Genomic DNA, 19,308 nt, shown 5'->3' on the forward strand with positions numbered 1-19,308 from the left:
CTCCGGCTGCACGACGCCGCGTCGATTCACCAGATCGCGATCTGCGCCGACAGTTCTGCCTTCCTCTGCGGGGACGCGAAGGAAGCGTCCACCGAGTTCGCCGCGAGTCGGCGCACCTCCTCACGGCTGAGCTGCAGAGCGTCGGCCACCCCCTCGAGGTTCGCCCCCAGGTAACCGCCGAAGTAGGCGGGATCGTCCGAGTTGACCGTCACCAGGAGCCCGGCATCGAGCATCCGCTTCAGAGGGTGTTCCGCGAGCGAATCCACCACCTTCAGCCGCACGTTCGAGAACGGGCACACCGTCAACGGGATCGCCTCGTCCCGCAGCCGCGACACCAGCACCTCGTCGTCGAGGCAGCGCACCCCGTGATCGATGCGCTCGACCCCCAGCACATCGAGCGCCTCGCTCACATACGACGCCGGTCCTTCCTCCCCCGCGTGCGCGACGAGCCGGAGCCCCAGTTCGCGCGCCCGCTGGTAGACCGGCGCGAACTGCGCGGGTGGGTGGCCGAGTTCTGCGGAGTCGAGCCCCAGACCGAGGAGGTCGCCGATCCGGTGCTCGACCGAGGCGAGCGTCTCGAGGGCGTCGCCGACCGGCAGGTCCCTCAGGATGCACAGGATGAGTCCACCGCTGATGCCGAGTTCGTCGCGCGCCTGCTCGAGCCCGGCGGTCAGCCCATCCAGCACATCGTCGATGGTGACACCGCGCGAGGTGTGGGCCTGCGGGTCGAAGAAGAGCTCGGCGTGGCGGACCCCGTCCGGATGCGCGCGCCGGAAATACGCCAGCGCGAGGTCGCGGAAGTCGTCCGCCGTGCGCAGCACGTCCATGCAGCGGTAGTAGAGGTCGAGGAAGGAGGGGACGTCGTCGAACTCGTGCAGCGATCGCAACCGGTCCACACTCCCCCAGGGCAGCTCGATGCCGTTGCGCTCGGCGAGGGCGAATACGAGCTCGGGTTCGAGCGCCCCCTCGATGTGGATGTGCAGTTCGGCCAACGGGAGGCCGGCGGTGTCGTGCATGGTGTCCTTTCAGAGGGGCCGAGGGGCCCGGATCGATCGGGCCGGCCCGGATCGCGCGGGTTCGGCTCAGCGCAGCACGGCTTCGGCCAGCCGTTCCGCGCGGTGTGCGAGAGCGTAGAGCACCACCGAGATGACCGCCACCACGACCGCCACCACCCACATGGCCCGGTAGTCCAGGTGTCCGCGGGCCTCGCCGAGCAGGCCCCCGAGGCCGGTTCCCGTCACGAACTGCTCGGCCAGCACGACGCCCGTCAGAGCCCGGGGCACGGCCAACCGCACCGAGGCGAAGAGGTAGGGCAGGGCGTTCGGCAGGATGACGGTGAACATGATGCGCCACCGGCCGGCGTCGACGGAACGGAGCACATCGACCGGCCCCTGCGGTGCCCGCGAGATGCCCTGCACGATCGCCACGAAGCTCGGGAAGAAGGTGACCGAGACGGTCACGATCACGATGGTGAGGTCTCCGCGGCCGAAGATCAGGGCGATCAGCGGTGTCAGCGCCACGATCGGCATCGTCTGGCTGAGGAAGGCGAAGGGCATCACCGATCGCGCGACGCTCGGGTAGAGGCTGAACCCCAGTGCCAGCACGAAGGCCACCGCGATGCCCGCCAGGGCTCCCACCGCCATCGGCGGAAGGCTCTGAGCCAGGGCGCCGAGCAGCTGATCGCGCAGCTCGGCGCTCCGCGACGCCACGAAGAGGCTGTTCCAGACGTCTTCGGGCGTGTTCATGATGATGGTGGGCAGCCCGGTGGCGGCGATGAAGGCCCGCCACGCCAAGTAGGCGAAGGCCACTCCCCCGACGGTCCAGCCGATCGAGGCGAGCACCGGATGCGCGCGTGCGAATCGGGCGGCTCCCCGAAAGCGGCGGGAGGCCACGGCGCTGTCCGCTCCGACGTTGACGTCGGTGACCGTGGGGGCGACCGCCGTGCCGAGCAGGCGTCGCAGAACGCCGAACACGAGGTAGCCGAGCGCGGAGAGCGCGGCCGCGGTGAGACCGATGGCCCAGAGGCCGGCGGCGTTCGCCGATCCCATCGTGCCGAGCAGGTAGACGCCGAGGCCACGAGTGCCGCCGAGGAACTCACCGAGGATCGCGCCGAGGATGGCCGATGGCGCGGCGACCTGCAGGCCCGCCAGAAGATCCGGCAGCGCGCCGCGCAACCGCACCAGGAGCAGCGCTCGGATCGCCCCGCCGCCCGACACCCAGACCACGTCCACCGCCTCGGAGGGGATCTGCTGCAGCCCGACGAGGGTCGCGATCATCGTCGGGAAGAACACCGCGAGAGCCGCGAGAAGGATCTTCGGCCACTCGTCCGGGAACGCGACGCCGAGGATGGGCGCGATCACCACGATCGGCAGACAGAACAGCGTCACCAGCAGGATGCGGCTGATCCGCTCCGCCGCCGGAACGAGCAGGAAGAGCACGGCGAGCAGAACGGCCACCACGTTCCCGATCACGAATCCCGCGGCGGCGGCCTGCAGTGTGGCCCAGATGTGCTGGGGATAGACCCCGGCGTTCTGCACGAACGATGTGACGATCGCGGTGGGCGCCGGCAGCGCTCCCCCCGCCACGAGCCCGGCTGCTCCGACCAGCTGCCAGAGCGCCAGCACGACCACCACCGCGAGCACCCCGCGCACCCTCGTCATCACGGTGCGACACCCCGCACCGGGCTGTCCCCCGCCACGCGGATCGCCTGCGCGAGGCGCTCGGAGATGTCATCGCAGAGCGCGTGGAACTCGGGCGACCGCATCGATGCGGCGTCCCGCGGCCGGGCGGCGTCGACCGAGACCACGTCGGCGACCCGTCCGGGCCGGGCGCCCATGATCACGATCGTGTCGGCCAGGAACACCGCCTCGGAGATCGAGTGCGTCACCATCACCGTGGTGTTGCGACGTTCCAGCCAGATGCGCTGCAGCTCGACGTTCATCGAGGTGCGCAGAAGCTCGTCCAGGGCTCCGAACGGCTCGTCGAGCAGCAGCACCTCGGGCTGGAGCATCAGGGCGCGGGCGATCGAGACGCGCTGCCGCATCCCGCCCGAGAGCTGGCCCGGCTTGGCGCTCTCGAAGCCCGTCAGCCCCACGAGCTCGATGAGTTCGTCCACCCGCGACCAGTCCACCGGGCGGCCGGAGGCCTGCACGGTGAGCGCGATGTTCTTGCGCACGCTCCGCCACGGCAGCAGCGACGGGTCTTGGAACGCGACCCCGATCTTGCCCTGGCGCCGCAGCGCCGACGGCGATTCCCCGTGGATGCGGATGGTCCCCGTGCTGGGCTCCTCCAGGTCGGCGAGCATCTTCAGCAGGGTCGACTTGCCGCATCCGGAAGCCCCGATCAGCGCGGTGAACGAGCCGGGCTCGAGCACCAGGTCGGTGGTGTCGACGGCGAGCGTGCCACCGGATCGGGTCTCGTATCTCTTGGTCACGCCCTCGAGGACGATGCCCGCCGAGGCCGTGCCCGCCGAGGCCGTACCCGCCGAGGCCGTGCCCGCCGGGTCGGTGCCGCCCGCGTTCACGGCCGCCGGTCCCGGCCGAGCTCGAGGATGGGCGGAAGTGTCTCGTGCTCGGTTCCGGGAAGCAGTTCCCAGAACACCCGGCCGGGTGCTCGGCCCGGTTCGGCCACGTGCAGCAGGCGTTCGGGAGTGGCGATCCAGTCCACGGCCACGTCGTGCGGTTCGCCGGTGAGGACCTCGTCGACCACCTGCTCGTCGTGCACGATGTCCACGACCTCCGATGCCGCATCCGTCAGCCCGATCTCGGAGAGCATCGCCCACTCCAGGTCGAAGTAGCCGTGGCCTTTGCCGAAGCGGATGCCGTTGGTGCTGATGGCCGAGCCGCCGGTGACGAGCAGGGGCAGCGGATCGCCTCCCCGCAACTCGGTGAGGGTGACCGGCCGGGCGTAATGGTCGAGGCCGTCGAGGGTGGCGGCGTAGCTGATCTCGGCCTCCGGCACCGTCCCGGGCTCCAGGAGCAGGAATCCACGGCGGATGCCGTAGGTCGTCACCAGGAGCGCCTTTCCGGCCCGGATGGCCTCGCGACGCAGTCGCTCGGTGGAGTTGTCGGGCGTGATGAAGACACGATCGGCGCGGGCCCACACCGGCAGGTCGAGAACGCGGGCCGTTGCGGCGTCGTTGCCCTCGAAGTCGGCGATGAAGGAGCTGAAGTCCCAGTGGAAGCGGGAGTCCGGTTTGCCCACGCGGGAGAGCACCTCCCAGATGCGGTCGCGGTGTTCCTGGGTTCCGGTTCCCGCTGCTGTTCCGGCGGAGGACGGTCGGGTGTCGGTCATGCGTTGTCGTTCCATTCCGAGTAGACGGGGTGCAGCTCCCGCAGGTAGGCGATCGAGTCCATCCGCTCGGTGTCCAGCGCACCCCAGCTGATGCCGTGCGGCCGGGCGTACCGGCGTTCGGGGGTGATCGTGGCGAGGGTGGTGATGATCACGTCGACGGTGATGTCGAGGGGTTTGGGCGGGAGCTCCTGCTCCACCACCTGGCACGGATGCACGACGCCGACGATGGGAGTGGAGTCGTCGACCAGCCCGAGCTGCGACAGGATGCCCCACTCGAGGTCGAGATAGGCGTCACCGCTGCCGACGTGCACACCGCTGAGGGTGAGGGCCATCGCGCCGGTCACGAGGAGGTCGACCTTCGGGCCCCGGCGCAGGGCCGCGAGGTCGAGCGTGGTGCCGAAGCGCTCCAGCCCGTCGAGCGTGGCCGCGAACTCGCGGTGCTCCGCGGGGACGGCGGTGGGGTCGAGCAGGACGATCCCCCGCCGCATCGCGTAGGTGGGCACGAGCACGCGCTTGCCGTCGGCCAGGGCGCGGACGATGAGCCCCTGCAGGCTGTTGTCGGGGGTGATGAAGAGGGTCTGCGCCGTGGCGTAGTGGTTCATCGCCGCCACCCGCCCGTGGCACTCCGCCGCGCCGGCGAAATCCGGGACGAACGAGGTCACGTCGAGGTTCCAGCGGCTGTCGGGCACGGCCACCCGGCGCAGGGCGTCGGCCACCAGCAGCCTGATCTGGGTGTGCTTGCGCACGAAGGTTCCGCGGCCCGGCGTACTGACCAGCAGACCCTCGCGCACGAGTTCCTCGGTGGCCCGCCGGAGCGTTCCCCGGCTCACGTTGAAGAGCTCGGTGAGCCGGGGCTCCGGGGGCAAGGGGTCGTCGATGTCCAGTCGGGTGGCGAGGGCCATCTCGCGCAGCGACTCGGCCACTTGGGCGTAGGCGGGAGCTCGGCGGTCCATCAACCGATCGCATTCACCAGCGACATGTCGAACATGTCGGGCGTCGCGGTGATCCCGACCAGGGCCAGCGTGTCGATGGTGTCCTGGATCGACTGCTCCGACATCGACAGGATGCCGGTGTCGGACTCGATCAGCGGCTTCTGCGCGGTGTTGAAGAAGATCTCGTTCTCCACCGTGCGGCCGGTGCCCTCGAACCAGGTCTTCTCGAAGGTCGGCGGGTACACGGCGGGGTCGGCCAGGTTCTCCGTCCAGCCTCCCCGGCTCGCCTTGAGAAAGGCGGTGATCTGGTCGGCCTTGTTCTCGAGGGTGTCGCGGGTCACCACGACGGTGTCGTTGGGGATCTTGTAGCCGTAGTCGTAGAGCGTGAACGACGTCGGTTTCCCGCCGGCCTGTTCGATGGTGAACGGAACATTGGTGACGAAGTCGAGCGTGGCGTCGACCTCGCCCGTGAGCAGCGGGGTCGGGTCGTAGGCGTAGGGCACCACGGTGACGGAGGCGGGATCGATGTCGTTCAGCGTGAGCATCGCGTCGAAGGCGATGCGGTTCACGTCGGGCACGGCCACGGTCTTGCCGACGAGGTCGGCGGGGCTCGCGATGCCGTTCTCCTCGAGACTGACGATGCCCAGCGGGTTCTGCTGGTACTGGGTGCCGATGATGACGAGGTCGGCGCCCTGGTCGGCGATCGCGCTCACCGTGGTGTCGGGGCTGGTGAGGGCGATGTCGGCCTTGCCCGAGATGAGCGAACTCTCGGGGATGACGCTCGGGCCGCCGGCGAGGTACTCGAGATCGAGCCCTTCGTCGGTGTAGTAGCCCTTGTCGACGGCCGTGAAGTAGCCGGAGAACTCGGCGTCGTTGATCCAGGAGGCCTGGAAGGTGAGCTGGTCGGCCGAGGAGCTTCCGGCGCTCGGCGACGAGCAGCCCGCGAGGGCGAACGCTGTCAGGGACACCGCGGCGGCGGCTACCGCGGTGCGGCGGCGGGAGAGGAATGAGGGCATGGGCTGGCTTCCTGGTCGAACGGACATGAGACGGTGCGGAGGAGCTGCTCACGACAGTACGAAGAGGATGTGTCAGACCTGTGTGCCCCAGATTTCGAACATGTAAACGTATAGACGTTTGAACCACCTCAGCCCGGAGCTGTTCATGGATCTGTGGATCATGGCTGGCGCGCGGACAGCGGATGCGGGATGGTCAGGGCGCCGAGCGGTCCGACGCGCGGGCGCGCTCGTTGTAGCGGCGCACGCGGTTGCGGTTGCCGCAGTCGGCCGAGACGCACCACCGGCGGTTGTGGCGCGGTGACGAGTCGAGGAAGACCCAGCCGCACTCGTCGTCGGCGCACTGCCCGTAAGCGCCGGGCGCGGCCGAGGTCAGCAGGTCGACGGCGGCGAAGGCGATGCGGTGGCGCGGCAGCGACAGGTCGGCCGGCACGTCCCAGGCCCAGGGTGCAGCCTTCTCCCCCGGGCTCGACAGCCGCCCCGACGTGATCGCGTCGGCGTACTCGGCGGCGATGAGATCACGGTCGTCCATGGCGCGGCGTGGCGGAGACGGATCGGCGGCAGGCGCGGAATACACCGCCGAGTAGAGCCCCTCGCGCAGTGCTCGTACGCGGTCGAGCTCCTGCGCGGCGCGGTCGGGATCCTCGCCGGCCAGCCGCCGCAGCTCCCCCGCCGCCTCGTCGTCGACGAGGTCGAACTGCCGTGCCCACGCCACCACCGCGTCGTACGACTCCAGCGTGTCGATCCACCGCGGACCGCTCAATCGCCAGTGCACGGTATTCACGAGATCGAGTGCGAGGTGGCCCGCGATCGCCGAGAACGACCGTACCGTCGGCAGGGACGAATCATCCATATCGTCATCATAATGCGTGCCCGCGCTTTCACGCATTATCGAATCGTGACAGGCTCTAACTCATGGAACGCTCATCACGCATTACAGTGCCCTGGCGCGGAGACTTCCGTCGTTTCTGGCTCGCCGAGGCGACCTCGCTCACGGGCGAGCAGGTGCGGGAACTCGCGGTGCCTCTCGTGGCCATCACCGTGCTCGACGCCACGGCCGCCGACCTCGGGCTGATCGGACTCGCCCAGTGGCTCCCGTTCCTCGTGCTCGCGCTGCCGCTCGGCGTGCTCGCCGACCGTCGCCGCCGTCGCCGCCTCATCGTGCTCAGTCAGTGGTCGAGAGCGGCGCTCATGCTCGCTGTGGCCATCGCCGCCCTGCTCGGCGGGTTGTCCCTCCCCCTCCTCCTGACCGCCGTGGCCGCCCTCGGAACCTTCGCGGTGCTCTATGAGGTCTGCTATCAGTCGGTCGTCCCCTCCCTCGTGCCACCTTCGGCGCTGGAAGGGGCGAACTCGCGTCTTCAGGCGACGGCATCCGGAGCGGAAGTGGGCGGGCCGGGCCTCGCCGGACTCCTGACCCAGTGGCTGGGCGCGCCCGTCGCCCTGTTCGGGACCACCCTCGGCTACGCCGTCTCGGGGATGGCGGCCGCGAGCATCCGCACCCCCGAGCCCCCACCGGACAGGCCGGACATCGAGGATGGCGGTCGCCTGCGCTTTCTCGACGACCTGCGCGAGGGCATCCGCTACGTGCGGAACGACCGGTACCTGCTCGCGAACGTCGGATTCTCCGCGCTGTACAACCCCTTCGCCCAGTGGATCGTCGTGCCCTTCACCCTGCACGGCATCCGTGTTCTCGGGCTCGACGCGGGGCAGATCGGGCTGGTGTTCTCGCTCGGAGCGGCCGGTGCGCTGGCGGCGACCGCTCTCACCCCGAGGCTGACGCGGCGTTTCGCGGCGGGTCACCTGCTCATCGGCTGCGCGGTGGTGGAATGCTCCGCGCTCTCCGTCATCCCCCTCGTCGACGAGCGCTGGGGCACCCCGGCGATCGTCGCCGTGCTCGCCGCCGTCTGGGCGCTGAACGGCGCGGGCACCGGGGTCTCGAGTGTGCTGCTCGTGACCGTCCGTCAGCTCCGCACCCCCTCGTGGCTGCTCGGCCGGGTGAACGCCTCGATGCGCACGGTCACCTACGGCACGATCGCCATCGGCGCCTTGGCCGGCGGGCTCGCCGGGGAATGGCTGGGTACCCGGGACGCCCTCGGGCTCGGCGCGGCTCTCTGCCTCGTCACGGTCGCCTGGGTGGCCCTGTCGCCGCTGGCGCGCATCCGCCGGATCGGCGACCTCGCGATCGTGTGACGTCGCGTCACCGGGCGACCGCGCAGCGTGGATACAGCGGAGATCCAGCCGAGGGTCAGCCGAGCGGCACGATGGCATCCACCTGCACGAGCGCATTGCCCTGCAGCACGTTCACACCGATCATCGAGCGCGCGGGAGCGGCCACGGGGAAGAACTCACGGAACACCCGATCGATCACGGAGGCGAATTCGATCAACACGGGCGTGTAGACGGTGAGTTTGATCGCATCGGACAGGTCGGCCCCCGCGGCCCGACAGATGGCGTTCACGTTCGTCAAGCACTGCCTCGTCTGCGCGTCGACCGCCTGCTCACCGCCCCCGAACAACGGGTTGAACGGTCGAGGCGGCATCTGCCCGCTGGTCGGGTCGATCGGAAGCTGGCCCGAGACGTACAGGACACCGTCGTGCGCGATCGCCTGGCTGGAACCCCCAGGGGACCACGGCGCATCCGGGGTGAAGATCACGGTACGTTCCACAGGTCGCTCCCCGGGGCTTGATGTCGACGTCGGCTTTCCCGACATCCTACGGCCGGGCCGGAAGGTGATCCGATCGCATGGGTTGGATGCTCGCATTAGTACAGTGGACGCTGTATTAATTGGGTCATGATCACCCTCAGCACGCGGCTCGACGTCATGAACAGACTCGGCCGGGCCATGGCCGACCCGAGCCGGTCACGCATCCTGATGCTGCTACTCGACCGGCCGGCCTACCCCACCGAGATCGCCGAGAAGCTCGAACTCACGCGCCAGAACGTCTCCAACCACCTCACCTGCCTGCGCGACTGCGGCATCGTCGTCGCCGAGCCCGAAGGCCGGCAGCACCGCTACGAGATCGCCGACGCCCATCTCGCGAAGGCGCTCGACGACTTGGTGGGGGTCGTACTCGCCGTCGATTCGTCCGCGGAATGCAACGACGAGGCGTGCCCCGTCCCTGGCTGCTGCGAGGCCACCTCGTGACCATCGCGACCGAACGCCCGACCCGGGAACGGATGGCCCGGCTACAGAGGCGCATCCGCCTGATCGTCGCGATCACAATCGGCTACAACGTGATCGAGGCGATCGTCGCGATCACGGCCGGCACCGTCGCCTCCTCGGGGGCGCTGATCGGCTTCGGCCTCGACTCGACCATCGAGGTACTCTCCGCCGCGGCGGTCGCCTGGCAATTCACCCGTCGAGAGCCCGAGCGCTGGGAGAGGGGCACCCTGCGCGTCATCGCTCTGGCCTTCTTCGCCCTCGCCCTCTATGTCGGCACCACCGCGGTCGTGACCCTCGGACGCGCGGTCGAGGTCGAGCACAGCACCGTCGGGATCGTGCTCACCGCTCTCAGCGTCGTCGTCATGCCGTTCCTCTCGCTCACCGAACGGCGCACGGGCCGCGAGCTCGGCTCCGCGACCGCGGTCGCCGACTCGAAGCAGACGCTGATCTGCACCTACCTGTCGGCCGCCGTGGTCGTCGGGCTGCTCCTCAACACGCTCTTCGGATGGTGGTGGGCCGACCCGATTGCCTCGCTCGTGATCGTCGTCTTCGCGATCCGCGAGGGCATCGAAGCGTGGAAGGGCGACGCCTGCGCCACATCGGTCGGCATGCTCCTCGACAGGGACGATGACGACGACGACTGCGGCTGACTCCGCCGCGCTCGGGCGTCGGAGGTCGGCTCGCGTCACATCGCGTCCGCCGGTGCCGGACGGGAGAAGAGGTTCACCAGGTTCCCGTCGGGGTCCCGGATGAGGGCGGAGCGATTGCCCCAGGGCATCGTGGCGGGTTCGAGCACGACCTCGGTGACCGCGCTGCGCAGTCGGTCGAACTCGGCGTCGACGTCGGAGACGAGGAACTCGAGGATGACCGAGTCGTTGCGTCCCGGTCGCGGGGCGCGGCCACCGAGCATCGCCACCGTCGTCGTGCTGCCGATGGCGAGCACCCCCGTGGCCGTGCGGATCTCGGCGAACACCGGTGCCGGCCGCACAGCGGTCAGCCCGGTGACGAGTTCGTAGAACGCGGCGAGCCGGTCGACGTCGTCGGTGATGATGCGGATGGAGGCGAAGTCCATGAGGGTCCTTTCGGGATCCGGCCGGCACCGGCCGGCCGATCGATCGAGCGCGAGCCGTCCGGCCCGTCCCGACCAGCCTGCGGCCCGTTCGCGACACCGTCCTGTCGGTGTTTCAGGACGGATGCCCGCTCTCGGCCCCTTCGGCACCCACCGCTCGGAGCCGGCCGTCCGCGATCTCGAGGTCATCCGGGCTCAGCGTGCGTGCCGGCGCGCGCTCCCCCGTCGGCTCGGCCCGCTCGATGCGGTCGCCGCGAAAGGCCCGCACGCCGTGGCGGAGCCGGCACCAGCCGATGAGGTACCAGTCGCGACCCTTGCCCACGAACCCCAGCGGCTCGACCTCCCGCACGGTCTGCTCCCCCGCCCGGTCGCGATAGGTCATGCTCAGCACCCGCCCGGCGACGAGCACCCCGTCGAGGTGACCCGGCGCATCCGGAGCCGAGGCGTCGTCGAGCAGGTACACCCGCTCGGTGAGAGCCGCGGTCTGCTGCACGCTGCGTTCGTCCATCACGGCCACCATCTTGCGGAGAGCGGATGCGGCCGCGAGGCGGAACGGGCTGGCGGAGAGCATGCCGAGTCCGACGGTGACCGCCAGGGCCTCGTCGACCGTCAGGCCGAGCGGCGCGAGGGTGTGGGTGGCGTCGATGGCGTACCCGCCCCGCCGGCCGTTCTGTGCCCAGATCGGCACGCCCGCCTGCTGCAGCGCCGAGAGGTCGCGCTCGATGGTGCGCGCACTCACCTCGAACCGCCCCGCGAGCCAGGCTGCACTGCGCGGCCGCGGTGCGACCGCCCGCAGCTCCTCGACCAGGGCGTAGAGGCGATCGGTGCGGTTCACACCTCGACCCTAGCCACCGGATCGACATCCGCTCGCGTTCGTGCGGAGCACCGGGGGCCGGATCCGTCAGGTCGTCGCGGCGCCTGTGGCCACAATGGTCGCCCCGGTTGCCATAATGGGGATCGATGAGCGACGACGACTCCCGCGCTGCACCCGGCCACCGCTTCCCGGCCCGGGTCTTCGCGAGCGGTGAGGAGCCCGATCCGCGGTTCACCCTGGCCAACGAGCGCACCTTCCTGGCCTGGATCCGCACCGCCCTCGCCCTGATCGCCGCCGGCGTCGCGCTCGAGGCTCTCGGCCTCGGCCTGCAGAGCGGATTCCGGCTCGCCGCGTCGCTCGTGCTGATCGCCGCCGGCGTCGCCACCCCGGTGCAGGCCTGGCTCGGCTGGATGCTCGCCGAGCGTGCCCTGCGGCACGGCCGGCCGCTGCCCTCGCCCGCCCTGTCGCTGCCGCTCGGGGTGGCCGTCGTCGCAGCCGGGGTGCTCGTGCTGCTCGGCATCCTGCTCGCGTGAAGGGCCCGGCCTCAAGGCTCCCGCTCTACGATGCCGGGCTCCAGCCGGAGCGCACCGCCCTCGCCTGGCGCCGCAGTGCGCTCGCGCTCGCGGGCGGCGCTCTGGTCGCCGTGCGGATCGTGCCCGCGGTCGTCGGCCCCTGGGCCTACCTGCCGACGGGCGCCGGACTCGTTCTGGCGATCACCCTCCTCGTCCTCGCCCACCGGCGCTATCGACGCCTGCACCGGGCACTGATCGAGCACAGTGAGCCGGATCGGCGGCCCGACGGCCGGCTGATCGCGCTCACCGCGGTCACGACTCTGCTCATCGCCGGGTGCGCGCTCGCGTTCTGTCTCGCCGTCGCCGGCGGCGGAGCGGAGCTGCTCCCCCGACTTCTCTGACGTCGACGCCGCAGCCGGATCGGCCGCCGCTCTTACATTGCTGAGCTTTCATCAGTATATTCTTCTGCATGGAACGACGGATGCTCGGACGGCTCGGCGCGACCGTCGCGCTCCTGGCGTCGGCTGCGTTCGCCACCCTCGGCGGCCCGGGTCTCAGCTCGCCACCGAGCGCCTTCGCCGAGAGCACCACGCCCCTGACCCTGGAGCAGCCGAACGCCGGCGAGGTCTTCGTCTCGGATTCGGCCGGAGTGTTCTCCGCCGTCTTCACCGGGCTCGGCGCGTTCGGCGACCTCGTGACGGTCAGCGATCCCGCGGCCGACCCGATCTGCGAGGGCCTCGTGCACGACGACGGCACCTGGGCGTGCACGGGGATCACGATGGCCGACTTCTTCGGCGAGGTGACGGTCAGCGATTCGGTGACCGTGATCGGCCGCCTGATCGGCGCGGTGAACCCACCGCGACTGGATGCGAGTCAATCCGGAGGGATCTCGACCGATGCGGCGGGGTTCGTGACCTCGGGCACGGCGGCTCCGGGCGCCTCGGTCGAGGTCTTCCTCGACGGCGCGCCGGCGTGTGACACCGTCGCCGATGCGGGCGGCGCCTGGAGCTGCGCACTGGCCCTGACCGACGCGGATGTCGGCAGCTCGTCCCTCACCGCGACCCAGACTCCGCCATACGCGACGACCGCCTCCGCGCCGTCGCCGCCGGCTGCGCTCGTCTACCGGCTGCCCGTCGTCGTGATCCCGGTCGTCCCGACGGATCCGATCGATCCCGCCGGTCCGGGCGATCCTGGAGGTCCAGGCGGTCCAGCCGGTTCGGGCGGTCCGGGCGTTCCGGGCGTTCCGGCGGATCCGGTCACGCCCGTTCCCGGCACCCCCAGCACCGCGACCGGAGACGCCGCTTCGCCGGCCGCATCCGAGGCAGGCTCACCATGGCCCGGCGATACCGGAACGGACCCTTCGAGCTCCTCGTCATCCGACTCATCCGACTCATCCTCCGATCCTCCGGTGCGGATGTCCGAGAACGGGCGCCCCAGCACGGCCCAGAGCTCTGCCGGCGACGCACCGGAAGACAGCACGGCCGGCCGCCCCGACTCGCGCACGCTCGGCGCCGACGCGGCCGCCGACGGCTCGCCGCGACCCTCGGGACAGGGCACCCCGAGCGCTCACGATGCCGGCCCGACAGCCGCCTCGGCTCCGACCGATCACGCGGCCACCGGCTGGAACGATCCCACGGGTTTCGGAACCTCGCTCAGGCCGCCGATGGCCATCCCCTTCAGCTCCCCCGCCTACGCGCTCTCCGTCTTCCTCGTCGCCGCCGGCTTCCTGCTGCTCCTGGCGCTGCCGGCCGAACTGCTCCAGTCGACCGTCCGAGAGAACCACGACCGGATCGCACCGGTCCTGAACCGCCTGCGGCGGCTGCTGCCTGCCCGCGCGGCCCAGGCCGCCGCCGTGCGCAGCCGGTCGCGTCGTGTGCTCGGCCCGCTGGTGATCGTGCTGGTGACCGCCGCGGTCTCGGCGTTCGCCGATCCGTCGGCCGGAATCGACGCCCGCTCTCTGCGTCTCGTGCTCGCCCTCGCCCTGGTGATGCTGGTGGTGAACGGTCTCGGCATCCTGGCCGGCGGTCTGCTCGCCGCGCGCGTGCACCGGGCCGCGACCGTGGTCGCGCCCCGCCCCTTCACCCTCCTGCTGGTGGTGGCCACGGTGCTGCTCTCACGCGTCGCCGAGATCCAGCCCGGCCTGCTGTTCGGACTCGTGCTCGGCGTCGAGTTCGGCACGCGACTGCGCCGCCGCCACCTGGCGCGCATCACCGTCGTGACGAGTGTCACCCTGCTCGGCCTGGGACTGGCGAGCTGGTTCGCCTTCGGGATGCTCGCGCCGGCCTGGCAGGCGCATCCGGATGTCGCGAACCAGCTGGCGGGAGAGGTGCTCACCGGGATCACGGTCGAGACGCTCGCCGGGCTGGCGATCGCGCTGCTGCCTCTCACCTTCCTCGACGGCGGTTCGGTGTTCTCCGTGTCCCGTGTCGCCTGGGCGGCGCTCTACGCGGTCGCGCTGGCAGCCTTCGCCGCGGTCATCATCCCGCTGCCCTCGAGCTGGGTCGAGGTGCCGTCGCTCCTGTCGCCGTGGGCGATCGGCTTCGCCGCCTTCTCCGCGATCAGCATGGCGACCTGGGCCTACTTTCGCTTCACCGGGCCTCGGACCCGGCCGGATGCGGGCGCAGAAGCCACCCGGAGCGCTTCCGAAACAGACCGGCCGAGGCCGACGGTGTCCGGCTCGATCAGTCGATGACCCGCGCGATCTGCAGCGCCATCGGCCGCAGAACGCTGTGCTCGCCCTTGGCCACCGGGTGCACGGTCACATTCTGGAGCCGCGCCAGGCGCTCGATGCTGTCGGGCAGCACGATCCGGTCGCGCACCCCGTAGAGCACATCCACACCCACCCGGATCTGCGCGACATCCGTCAGCGTCGTCTGCCCTTCGATGCAGTGTTCCATCGACTGCGCGAACGCCCTCCAGTACCGCTCCTCGATCACGATCCCCGGCCCCGGCAGGATGCGGTCGAGAAAGGCGAGCCGGCGCGTGGTGCGATCCCGGTCGGTGCGGAGGAAGCGGTAGAACCGCAGGTAGGTCTTCACGGCCAGCCGGTCGGCCCGGTCGGTGAGGTACGCCTCCTCGGCGTACACCGGCGGGGAGACCAGCACCACCTGACTCACCTCGCGAGTGTGCACCGCCGCGTACCGCGATGCGATCAGCGAGCCGAGGCTGTGCCCCACGAGCGTGAACCGGCCGCGCAGGCGCAGCGACCGGATGGTGGCGTGCAGTGCCGAGACGTGCTCGTCGAGGGTGAAGGTGGCGGTGGCGGGAGCGACCGACCCGCCGAAGCCCAGCAGGTCGATGGCGATCACGCGGTACAGCGGCGAGAGCAGCGGCACCAGATGCGCCCAGCTCTTCGACGAGGAGTTGATCCCGTGCACCAGCACGACCACGGGCCCCTCCCCCTGGTCGACGGCCACGTTCAGCAGTGTCGACGTGCCGCCCCGCCGCATCCGCAGCCCGTTCATCCTGGCCCCTCTCATGCTGAGTAATGCTCATGCTATCGCATGGACTCGACGGAGGCCAGAGTTCGGGTCGGTCCTCAGCCGGCGGTGTCGCGCTGGACGGCCGAGGCCAGTTCGGCGCGGCCGCGGATGCCCAGCTTCTGATAGACCCGCTGCAGGTGCGTCTCCACCGTCCGCACCGACAGGGTCAGCTGCTCGGCGATCTCCCGGTTGCTCAGCCCGCTCGAGGCGAGGCGGGCCAGCTCCTCCTCCCGTTCGGAGAGCACGGCCGGCCGCTGCAGCCGCACGAACGGGAGCCGTTCCGATCCGCACAGTCTCGCCTGCTCGTCGCGCCGGCGGGCGGAGGCCGCCGCATCGCGCGACGCTCCGGCGAGATGGTGCAGTTCGGCCGCGTGCGAGAAGGCCTCGGCCGCGATCATGTGCGTGTCGATCGCGGCGGCCTCCTCACCGATGCGGTCGAACTCCGCCGCGAGGTCGTCCGCCCGCACGGCGGCAGCGGTCTCCGGTGACTGCCGATCGGCGAGGGCCCTGACCAGACGCACGCCGATGGCCGCGTAGGGGCCTTCCACGAGGTCGGCCAGTGAGTGGGTCTTGGCCAGGACCGTGGATGCGCCTCCCGCGCGAGCCGCATCGGTCAGGGCACTGACCTGAGCGAGATACAGGCCCTGGGCGGCATAGGCATCAGCCGCCCGGACGAAATTCGTCACCGCCTCGTCCGGCCGTCCGGATCCGGCGTCGATCCAGCCTCGGGCCTGCAGGATCTTGCCGGCGGATCCGTTGCCGGGAGGTGCCTCGGCGTTGGAAGCCAGCACCTCCATCGCGGTGGCCCTCTCACCCATGATGCCCAGCACGGTGGCCAGCTCGCTGCGCACGCCGCGTGCCGTGCCGGTGAGGCCCAGGCGCTCCATGATGGCCAGCGAGGTGCGCAGCTCGGCGTGCGCCTCCGCGATCCGGCCCTGCGAGATCATCACGATGCCGACGGCCCAGCCGCACAGGGCCTGCGCTGCGGCCATCCCCGCCGCGGCGGCCCCGTCGCGGAAAGCCGAGATCACGACCAGCGATTCCGTGCCACGGCCCTGGAAGAACTGCACGTTCGCGCGCACCACTTGAACCTTCGAGCTGTCCGCGCCCGCCTGGGAGAGGGCGGCCTCCGACGCGGCCAGCATCGACTCCGCCTCCGTCAGCCGCCCCTGGAGGAGCGCCGAGTTGGCCAGCACGAAGCAGGCCTCGCCGTACTCCTCGCCGGCGAGCTGCGTCAGCGCCGGCCGCACCAGTTCGGCCGCACCGATCACGTCGCCGAGAGCGAAGAGCACGAAGCCCTTCGAGGCGTTCGCGCGCGGGCTCGACACGTGCAGGATGGGTCCGGCGCTCGACCAGAGCTCGCCGAGCGCGTCGTGATCGGCCGTGCTCACGAGGATGTGATTCGTCAGCGCGGTGATCACGCCGCTCACCTGGGCGTCGCCGTCGGCCGCCGCCACCAGCCGGTGCAATCGCGCCCGGGCCGCCGCCGAGTTCCCGGCCTGCGCATCCGCCGCGGAAAGGGCCATCTCGGCCTCGAACCCGCCCCCGGACTCCACCGCCGCGGTGGCCAGCTGGAGCGAGACGGCCGAGTCCGGCGCACGCAGTGACGTCGTGGCGGCCTGGACGAGGGTGCGGGTCGGAACGGTGCGCCCTGAAGCCAGCGACAGTCGAGCGAACGCGACGAGCTCGCCGGCACTCAACTCCGTCGCCGGGAGCTCGCCCAGCACCTCGACGATCGCCGCCGCGAGCCGCCGACGCCGGAGCACCCCGATGCTCTGGGGCAGCAAGACCTCCACCACTCCGTCCCGGATGCGAAGCCGCGGTTCGACCGCCGTCTCGACGATCTCCAGCATCCCCGCCTCCTCCAGCCGCTCCAGGGCTTCGTCGACCTCACCGGCGATCTGCAGGCGCTCGACGATCCGCTCCGCAGAGGTCAGCGACACACCGGGGGTGAGTGCCACCACGTCCAGCAGCGTCGCCGTGAGCTCGCCGATGTCCGATCCTCGCGCGGCTCGTGAGTGGATCAGGCGCCGGAGCGGCTCGCTGGGTGGAACGGTTGCGCCGATCCGCCAGCCGCCCTCGGTGCGCGTGAGCTGGCCCGATCCCGCCGCGTGCCGCAGGAACTCCTCGAGCGCCTCGATGTCCGCCCCACCGCGCGCCGGGATGAAGCTCGGGAGGAAACCCGTCTCGAGCGGCCCGTCGAGGAGCCGCTCCGCGACACCGACGAGTTCCCTCGACGACAGCGGGCCGAGCATGATCCGGATCACCTCACCGCGGCGCAGGAGTGCGTCGATCGCGGGCCGCGGTGCCTCGCGCACCGACATCGTGGCGAGCGGGAGGATCGTGCCGGAGCCCACCGCCTGTACGAAGCGCGCGAGCCGCTCGTCGTCCAGCACCTCGAGGTCCTGCCCGATCCACAGGCGTCCGCGTGTGGCCGTATCGAGTTCCTGCTGGACCGTGTGCAGGAAGTCGGCGCGACCCGAACCGCGCTCGCCCACGATGACGACACCCGTGCCGCTGAGCAAGGCGTCGCGCGCACGTGCTCTCTCGGCAGAGCGCTCCGGCATGCCGTGTCGCTCCGTCTCGGTCATGCCGCGACCCGGGCGGAACCGGCTCCGCCCTGAAGAGTGATCATCGTCGTCCCCTCCACCTGTAGGCCCCCTCCACCTGTTAGGCCCCCTCCACCTGTAGGCGGAGACTACAACAGCCGACCGTGCGGCGGAACTCCCCGCGCTCAGTCGCGACGACGCGGGCGGTCGTCCTCGACCCGCAGCAGCCGGCGGAGGGGCCGGTTGGCCCAGACTCCGACCTCCGACGATCCGGAACGCGTGGCCGCCTCATCGAGCGGGCGGAGCTCGCGCCAGGCCGCGAACGCGTCCGGCGACCCGGCGGAACCGCCCGTCACCAGGAGCGCACCGCCCTTCGCCGTGACGGCACCGGCGAAGCTCCGCAGTTCCCTGGCCTCGCCGGCCGAGGGAGGGGAACCAGCGGATGCCCCGGTGGGCGGATCCAGGAACACCACGTCGTCCTCCCGAACCGCAGGCAGGAACGAGAACGGCGACCCCACCACGAACTCGACATCGCGGTCGCGCAACACGGAGGCGAGTTCGAGCAGCCCTGCGGCGTCGAAGGCCGGTTCGTCACGCCCGGGGAGCGCGTCGCCGAAGTGCTGGAGGGGCAGACCTCCCGGGCCGGGCGCCGCCGTTCCGCGCAGGTAGATGAAGCGCGCCGCCCGCTCGACGTCAGAGCCGACCGGCCGGTCCGGGACGCCCGATCGGTCCAAGCCCTCCGGCGCGTGGGTCGCGCCCGCACGATCGCCGGCGGGCACGGCGGGCACGGCGGGCACGGCGGGCACGGCGGGCACAGCGAGTTCGCGCTCGGCGAGAAAGTACGCCGGGCTGTGCCGCGCGGCGTGGAACGCGACGCGCTCCACGACCGCACGCGCCTCGGCGCGCACCGTCGCCCACACGGTCACCAGGTCGCGGTTCGGGCTGCCGAGCACGAACGACCACTCCGGATGCCGCGCCAGCAGTGCAACGGCCACGGCTCCGCCGTCCAGGAGCGGTTCGACGTACCCTCCGGCGGCCGCCGGTACGTACTCGAGCACCCGCTCGGCCTGCCGGCGCCGGCGCACCGAGTCGAGATACGGCGGAGCGAGCCGTCGCGCGGTGCGGCTCACGGCATCCGCTCGCCGACGCACTCCCCCATCGATGCCGCGGTCAGCGACCGGGCTCGTCGAAGTACGACACGTGCACCTCGTTGCGCTCGCGAGCCGCCTCGGCGCGCTCCCGGCGCAGGCGCTCGGTGCGTTCCTGGCGCTCGCGCAGCACGTCGGGGTCGACCTCGACGCGGCGCACCGAGAGCGAGCCCTTCGTGGCCGGGCTGGCATCCTTCTTCGCGGCCGGACGGGTTCCCGCCGAGCTGCTGCCGCCGGTCGATGCGGCGCGGGGCGCGCGCACGACGGGCATCTGACCCGTGCCGCGGCAGCGCTGGGCGTTCTTGTCGTCGTGCTGGATCATGGACCCGGAGA

Annotated in this window: 20 protein-coding genes; 6 read left to right on the top strand and 14 right to left on the bottom strand. The window is 71.0% G+C overall.

Going from position 1 to position 19,308, the window contains the following annotated elements; translation table 11 throughout:
• Window positions 1–26: 26 nt before the first annotated feature.
• The 7 genes from ACN4JJ_RS18350 to ACN4JJ_RS18380 form a co-directional block, all read right to left on the bottom strand.
• Window positions 27–1,016, bottom strand: a complete 990-nt coding sequence (locus ACN4JJ_RS18350; RefSeq protein WP_440711339.1) for an adenosine deaminase — start codon at window positions 1,014–1,016, stop codon at window positions 27–29.
• Between the two features lie 66 nt (window positions 1,017–1,082).
• On the bottom strand, window positions 1,083–2,660 hold the full coding sequence (locus ACN4JJ_RS18355) for an ABC transporter permease (RefSeq protein ID WP_440711411.1): 1,578 nt from the start codon (window positions 2,658–2,660) through the stop codon (window positions 1,083–1,085).
• The gene (locus ACN4JJ_RS18360) at window positions 2,660–3,523 is read right to left on the bottom strand and encodes an ABC transporter ATP-binding protein (RefSeq protein ID WP_440711340.1); all 864 of its coding nucleotides are present in this window, start codon (window positions 3,521–3,523) and stop codon (window positions 2,660–2,662) included. The genes ACN4JJ_RS18355 and ACN4JJ_RS18360 overlap by 1 nt, the downstream gene beginning before the upstream one ends.
• Window positions 3,520–4,293 (bottom strand): 5-formyltetrahydrofolate cyclo-ligase, encoded by a 774-nt coding sequence (locus tag ACN4JJ_RS18365; protein ID WP_440711341.1) that lies wholly within the window; start codon window positions 4,291–4,293, stop codon window positions 3,520–3,522. Before ACN4JJ_RS18365 ends, ACN4JJ_RS18360 begins: the two co-directional genes overlap by 4 nt.
• On the bottom strand, window positions 4,290–5,246 hold the full coding sequence (locus ACN4JJ_RS18370) for a 5-formyltetrahydrofolate cyclo-ligase (RefSeq protein ID WP_440711342.1): 957 nt from the start codon (window positions 5,244–5,246) through the stop codon (window positions 4,290–4,292). The genes ACN4JJ_RS18365 and ACN4JJ_RS18370 overlap by 4 nt, the downstream gene beginning before the upstream one ends.
• Complete coding sequence (locus ACN4JJ_RS18375; RefSeq protein WP_440711343.1) at window positions 5,246–6,241, bottom strand: ABC transporter substrate-binding protein; 996 nt, start codon at window positions 6,239–6,241, stop codon at window positions 5,246–5,248. The genes ACN4JJ_RS18370 and ACN4JJ_RS18375 overlap by 1 nt, the downstream gene beginning before the upstream one ends.
• 193 nt (window positions 6,242–6,434) lie before the next feature.
• A complete protein-coding gene (locus ACN4JJ_RS18380; protein WP_440711344.1) occupies window positions 6,435–7,091 on the bottom strand; it encodes a CGNR zinc finger domain-containing protein in 657 nt (218 codons plus the stop codon).
• Between the two features lie 62 nt (window positions 7,092–7,153).
• Between ACN4JJ_RS18380 and ACN4JJ_RS18385 the strand changes: the two genes are divergently transcribed.
• The gene (locus ACN4JJ_RS18385) at window positions 7,154–8,428 is read left to right on the top strand and encodes an MFS transporter (RefSeq protein WP_440711345.1); all 1,275 of its coding nucleotides are present in this window, start codon (window positions 7,154–7,156) and stop codon (window positions 8,426–8,428) included.
• A 55-nt stretch (window positions 8,429–8,483) separates the two neighbouring features.
• Here the strand turns inward: ACN4JJ_RS18385 and ACN4JJ_RS18390 are convergent, their stop codons facing one another.
• Window positions 8,484–8,903 (bottom strand): RidA family protein, encoded by a 420-nt coding sequence (locus ACN4JJ_RS18390; RefSeq protein WP_440711346.1) that lies wholly within the window; start codon window positions 8,901–8,903, stop codon window positions 8,484–8,486.
• A gap of 126 nt (window positions 8,904–9,029) precedes the next feature.
• On the opposite strand from ACN4JJ_RS18390, the gene cmtR reads away from it, so the two are divergent.
• Both cmtR and ACN4JJ_RS18400 read left to right on the top strand, forming a co-directional pair.
• Window positions 9,030–9,383: a Cd(II)/Pb(II)-sensing metalloregulatory transcriptional regulator CmtR gene (cmtR, locus tag ACN4JJ_RS18395; RefSeq protein WP_440711347.1), complete on the top strand. Its 354-nt coding sequence runs from the start codon at window positions 9,030–9,032 to the stop codon at window positions 9,381–9,383.
• Window positions 9,384–9,415: 32 nt separating this feature from the next.
• On the top strand, window positions 9,416–10,051 hold the full coding sequence (locus ACN4JJ_RS18400) for a cation diffusion facilitator family transporter (protein ID WP_440711412.1): 636 nt from the start codon (window positions 9,416–9,418) through the stop codon (window positions 10,049–10,051).
• A gap of 35 nt (window positions 10,052–10,086) precedes the next feature.
• On the opposite strand, the gene ACN4JJ_RS18405 is transcribed toward ACN4JJ_RS18400, so the two are convergent.
• Window positions 10,087–10,473 carry a VOC family protein gene (locus tag ACN4JJ_RS18405; RefSeq protein ID WP_440711348.1) on the bottom strand — a complete coding sequence of 129 codons (387 nt, stop codon included), beginning with the start codon at window positions 10,471–10,473 and terminating at the stop codon, window positions 10,087–10,089.
• A 112-nt stretch (window positions 10,474–10,585) separates the two neighbouring features.
• Window positions 10,586–11,305, bottom strand: a complete 720-nt coding sequence (locus ACN4JJ_RS18410) for a helix-turn-helix transcriptional regulator (RefSeq protein ID WP_440711349.1) — start codon at window positions 11,303–11,305, stop codon at window positions 10,586–10,588.
• Window positions 11,306–11,430: 125 nt separating this feature from the next.
• On the opposite strand from ACN4JJ_RS18410, the gene ACN4JJ_RS18415 reads away from it, so the two are divergent.
• From ACN4JJ_RS18415 to ACN4JJ_RS18425, 3 genes are all read left to right on the top strand, one after another.
• Complete coding sequence (locus ACN4JJ_RS18415; RefSeq protein ID WP_440711350.1) at window positions 11,431–11,817, top strand: YidH family protein; 387 nt, start codon at window positions 11,431–11,433, stop codon at window positions 11,815–11,817.
• Window positions 11,814–12,197 carry a DUF202 domain-containing protein gene (locus ACN4JJ_RS18420; protein ID WP_440711351.1) on the top strand — a complete coding sequence of 128 codons (384 nt, stop codon included), beginning with the start codon at window positions 11,814–11,816 and terminating at the stop codon, window positions 12,195–12,197. The genes ACN4JJ_RS18415 and ACN4JJ_RS18420 overlap by 4 nt, the downstream gene beginning before the upstream one ends.
• Window positions 12,198–12,265: 68 nt before the next feature.
• A complete protein-coding gene (locus tag ACN4JJ_RS18425; protein WP_440711352.1) occupies window positions 12,266–14,488 on the top strand; it encodes a hypothetical protein in 2,223 nt (740 codons plus the stop codon).
• Here ACN4JJ_RS18425 and ACN4JJ_RS18430 read toward each other — a convergent pair.
• From ACN4JJ_RS18430 to ACN4JJ_RS18445, 4 genes are all read right to left on the bottom strand, one after another.
• Complete coding sequence (locus ACN4JJ_RS18430) at window positions 14,478–15,275, bottom strand: alpha/beta fold hydrolase (RefSeq protein WP_440711353.1); 798 nt, start codon at window positions 15,273–15,275, stop codon at window positions 14,478–14,480. The genes ACN4JJ_RS18425 and ACN4JJ_RS18430 overlap by 11 nt on opposite strands.
• 59 nt (window positions 15,276–15,334) lie before the next feature.
• Window positions 15,335–17,845 carry a helix-turn-helix transcriptional regulator gene (locus ACN4JJ_RS18435; RefSeq protein WP_440711354.1) on the bottom strand — a complete coding sequence of 837 codons (2,511 nt, stop codon included), beginning with the start codon at window positions 17,843–17,845 and terminating at the stop codon, window positions 15,335–15,337.
• Window positions 17,846–18,012: 167 nt separating this feature from the next.
• Window positions 18,013–18,957 carry a DNA adenine methylase gene (locus ACN4JJ_RS18440; RefSeq protein WP_440711355.1) on the bottom strand — a complete coding sequence of 315 codons (945 nt, stop codon included), beginning with the start codon at window positions 18,955–18,957 and terminating at the stop codon, window positions 18,013–18,015.
• A 40-nt stretch (window positions 18,958–18,997) separates the two neighbouring features.
• Window positions 18,998–19,297 carry a hypothetical protein gene (locus tag ACN4JJ_RS18445; protein ID WP_440711356.1) on the bottom strand — a complete coding sequence of 100 codons (300 nt, stop codon included), beginning with the start codon at window positions 19,295–19,297 and terminating at the stop codon, window positions 18,998–19,000.
• Window positions 19,298–19,308: the final 11 nt, after the last annotated feature.

It is taken from the genome of Herbiconiux dendrobii, from assembly GCF_052048175.1.
Taxonomy (GTDB): Bacteria; Actinomycetota; Actinomycetes; order Actinomycetales; family Microbacteriaceae; genus Herbiconiux.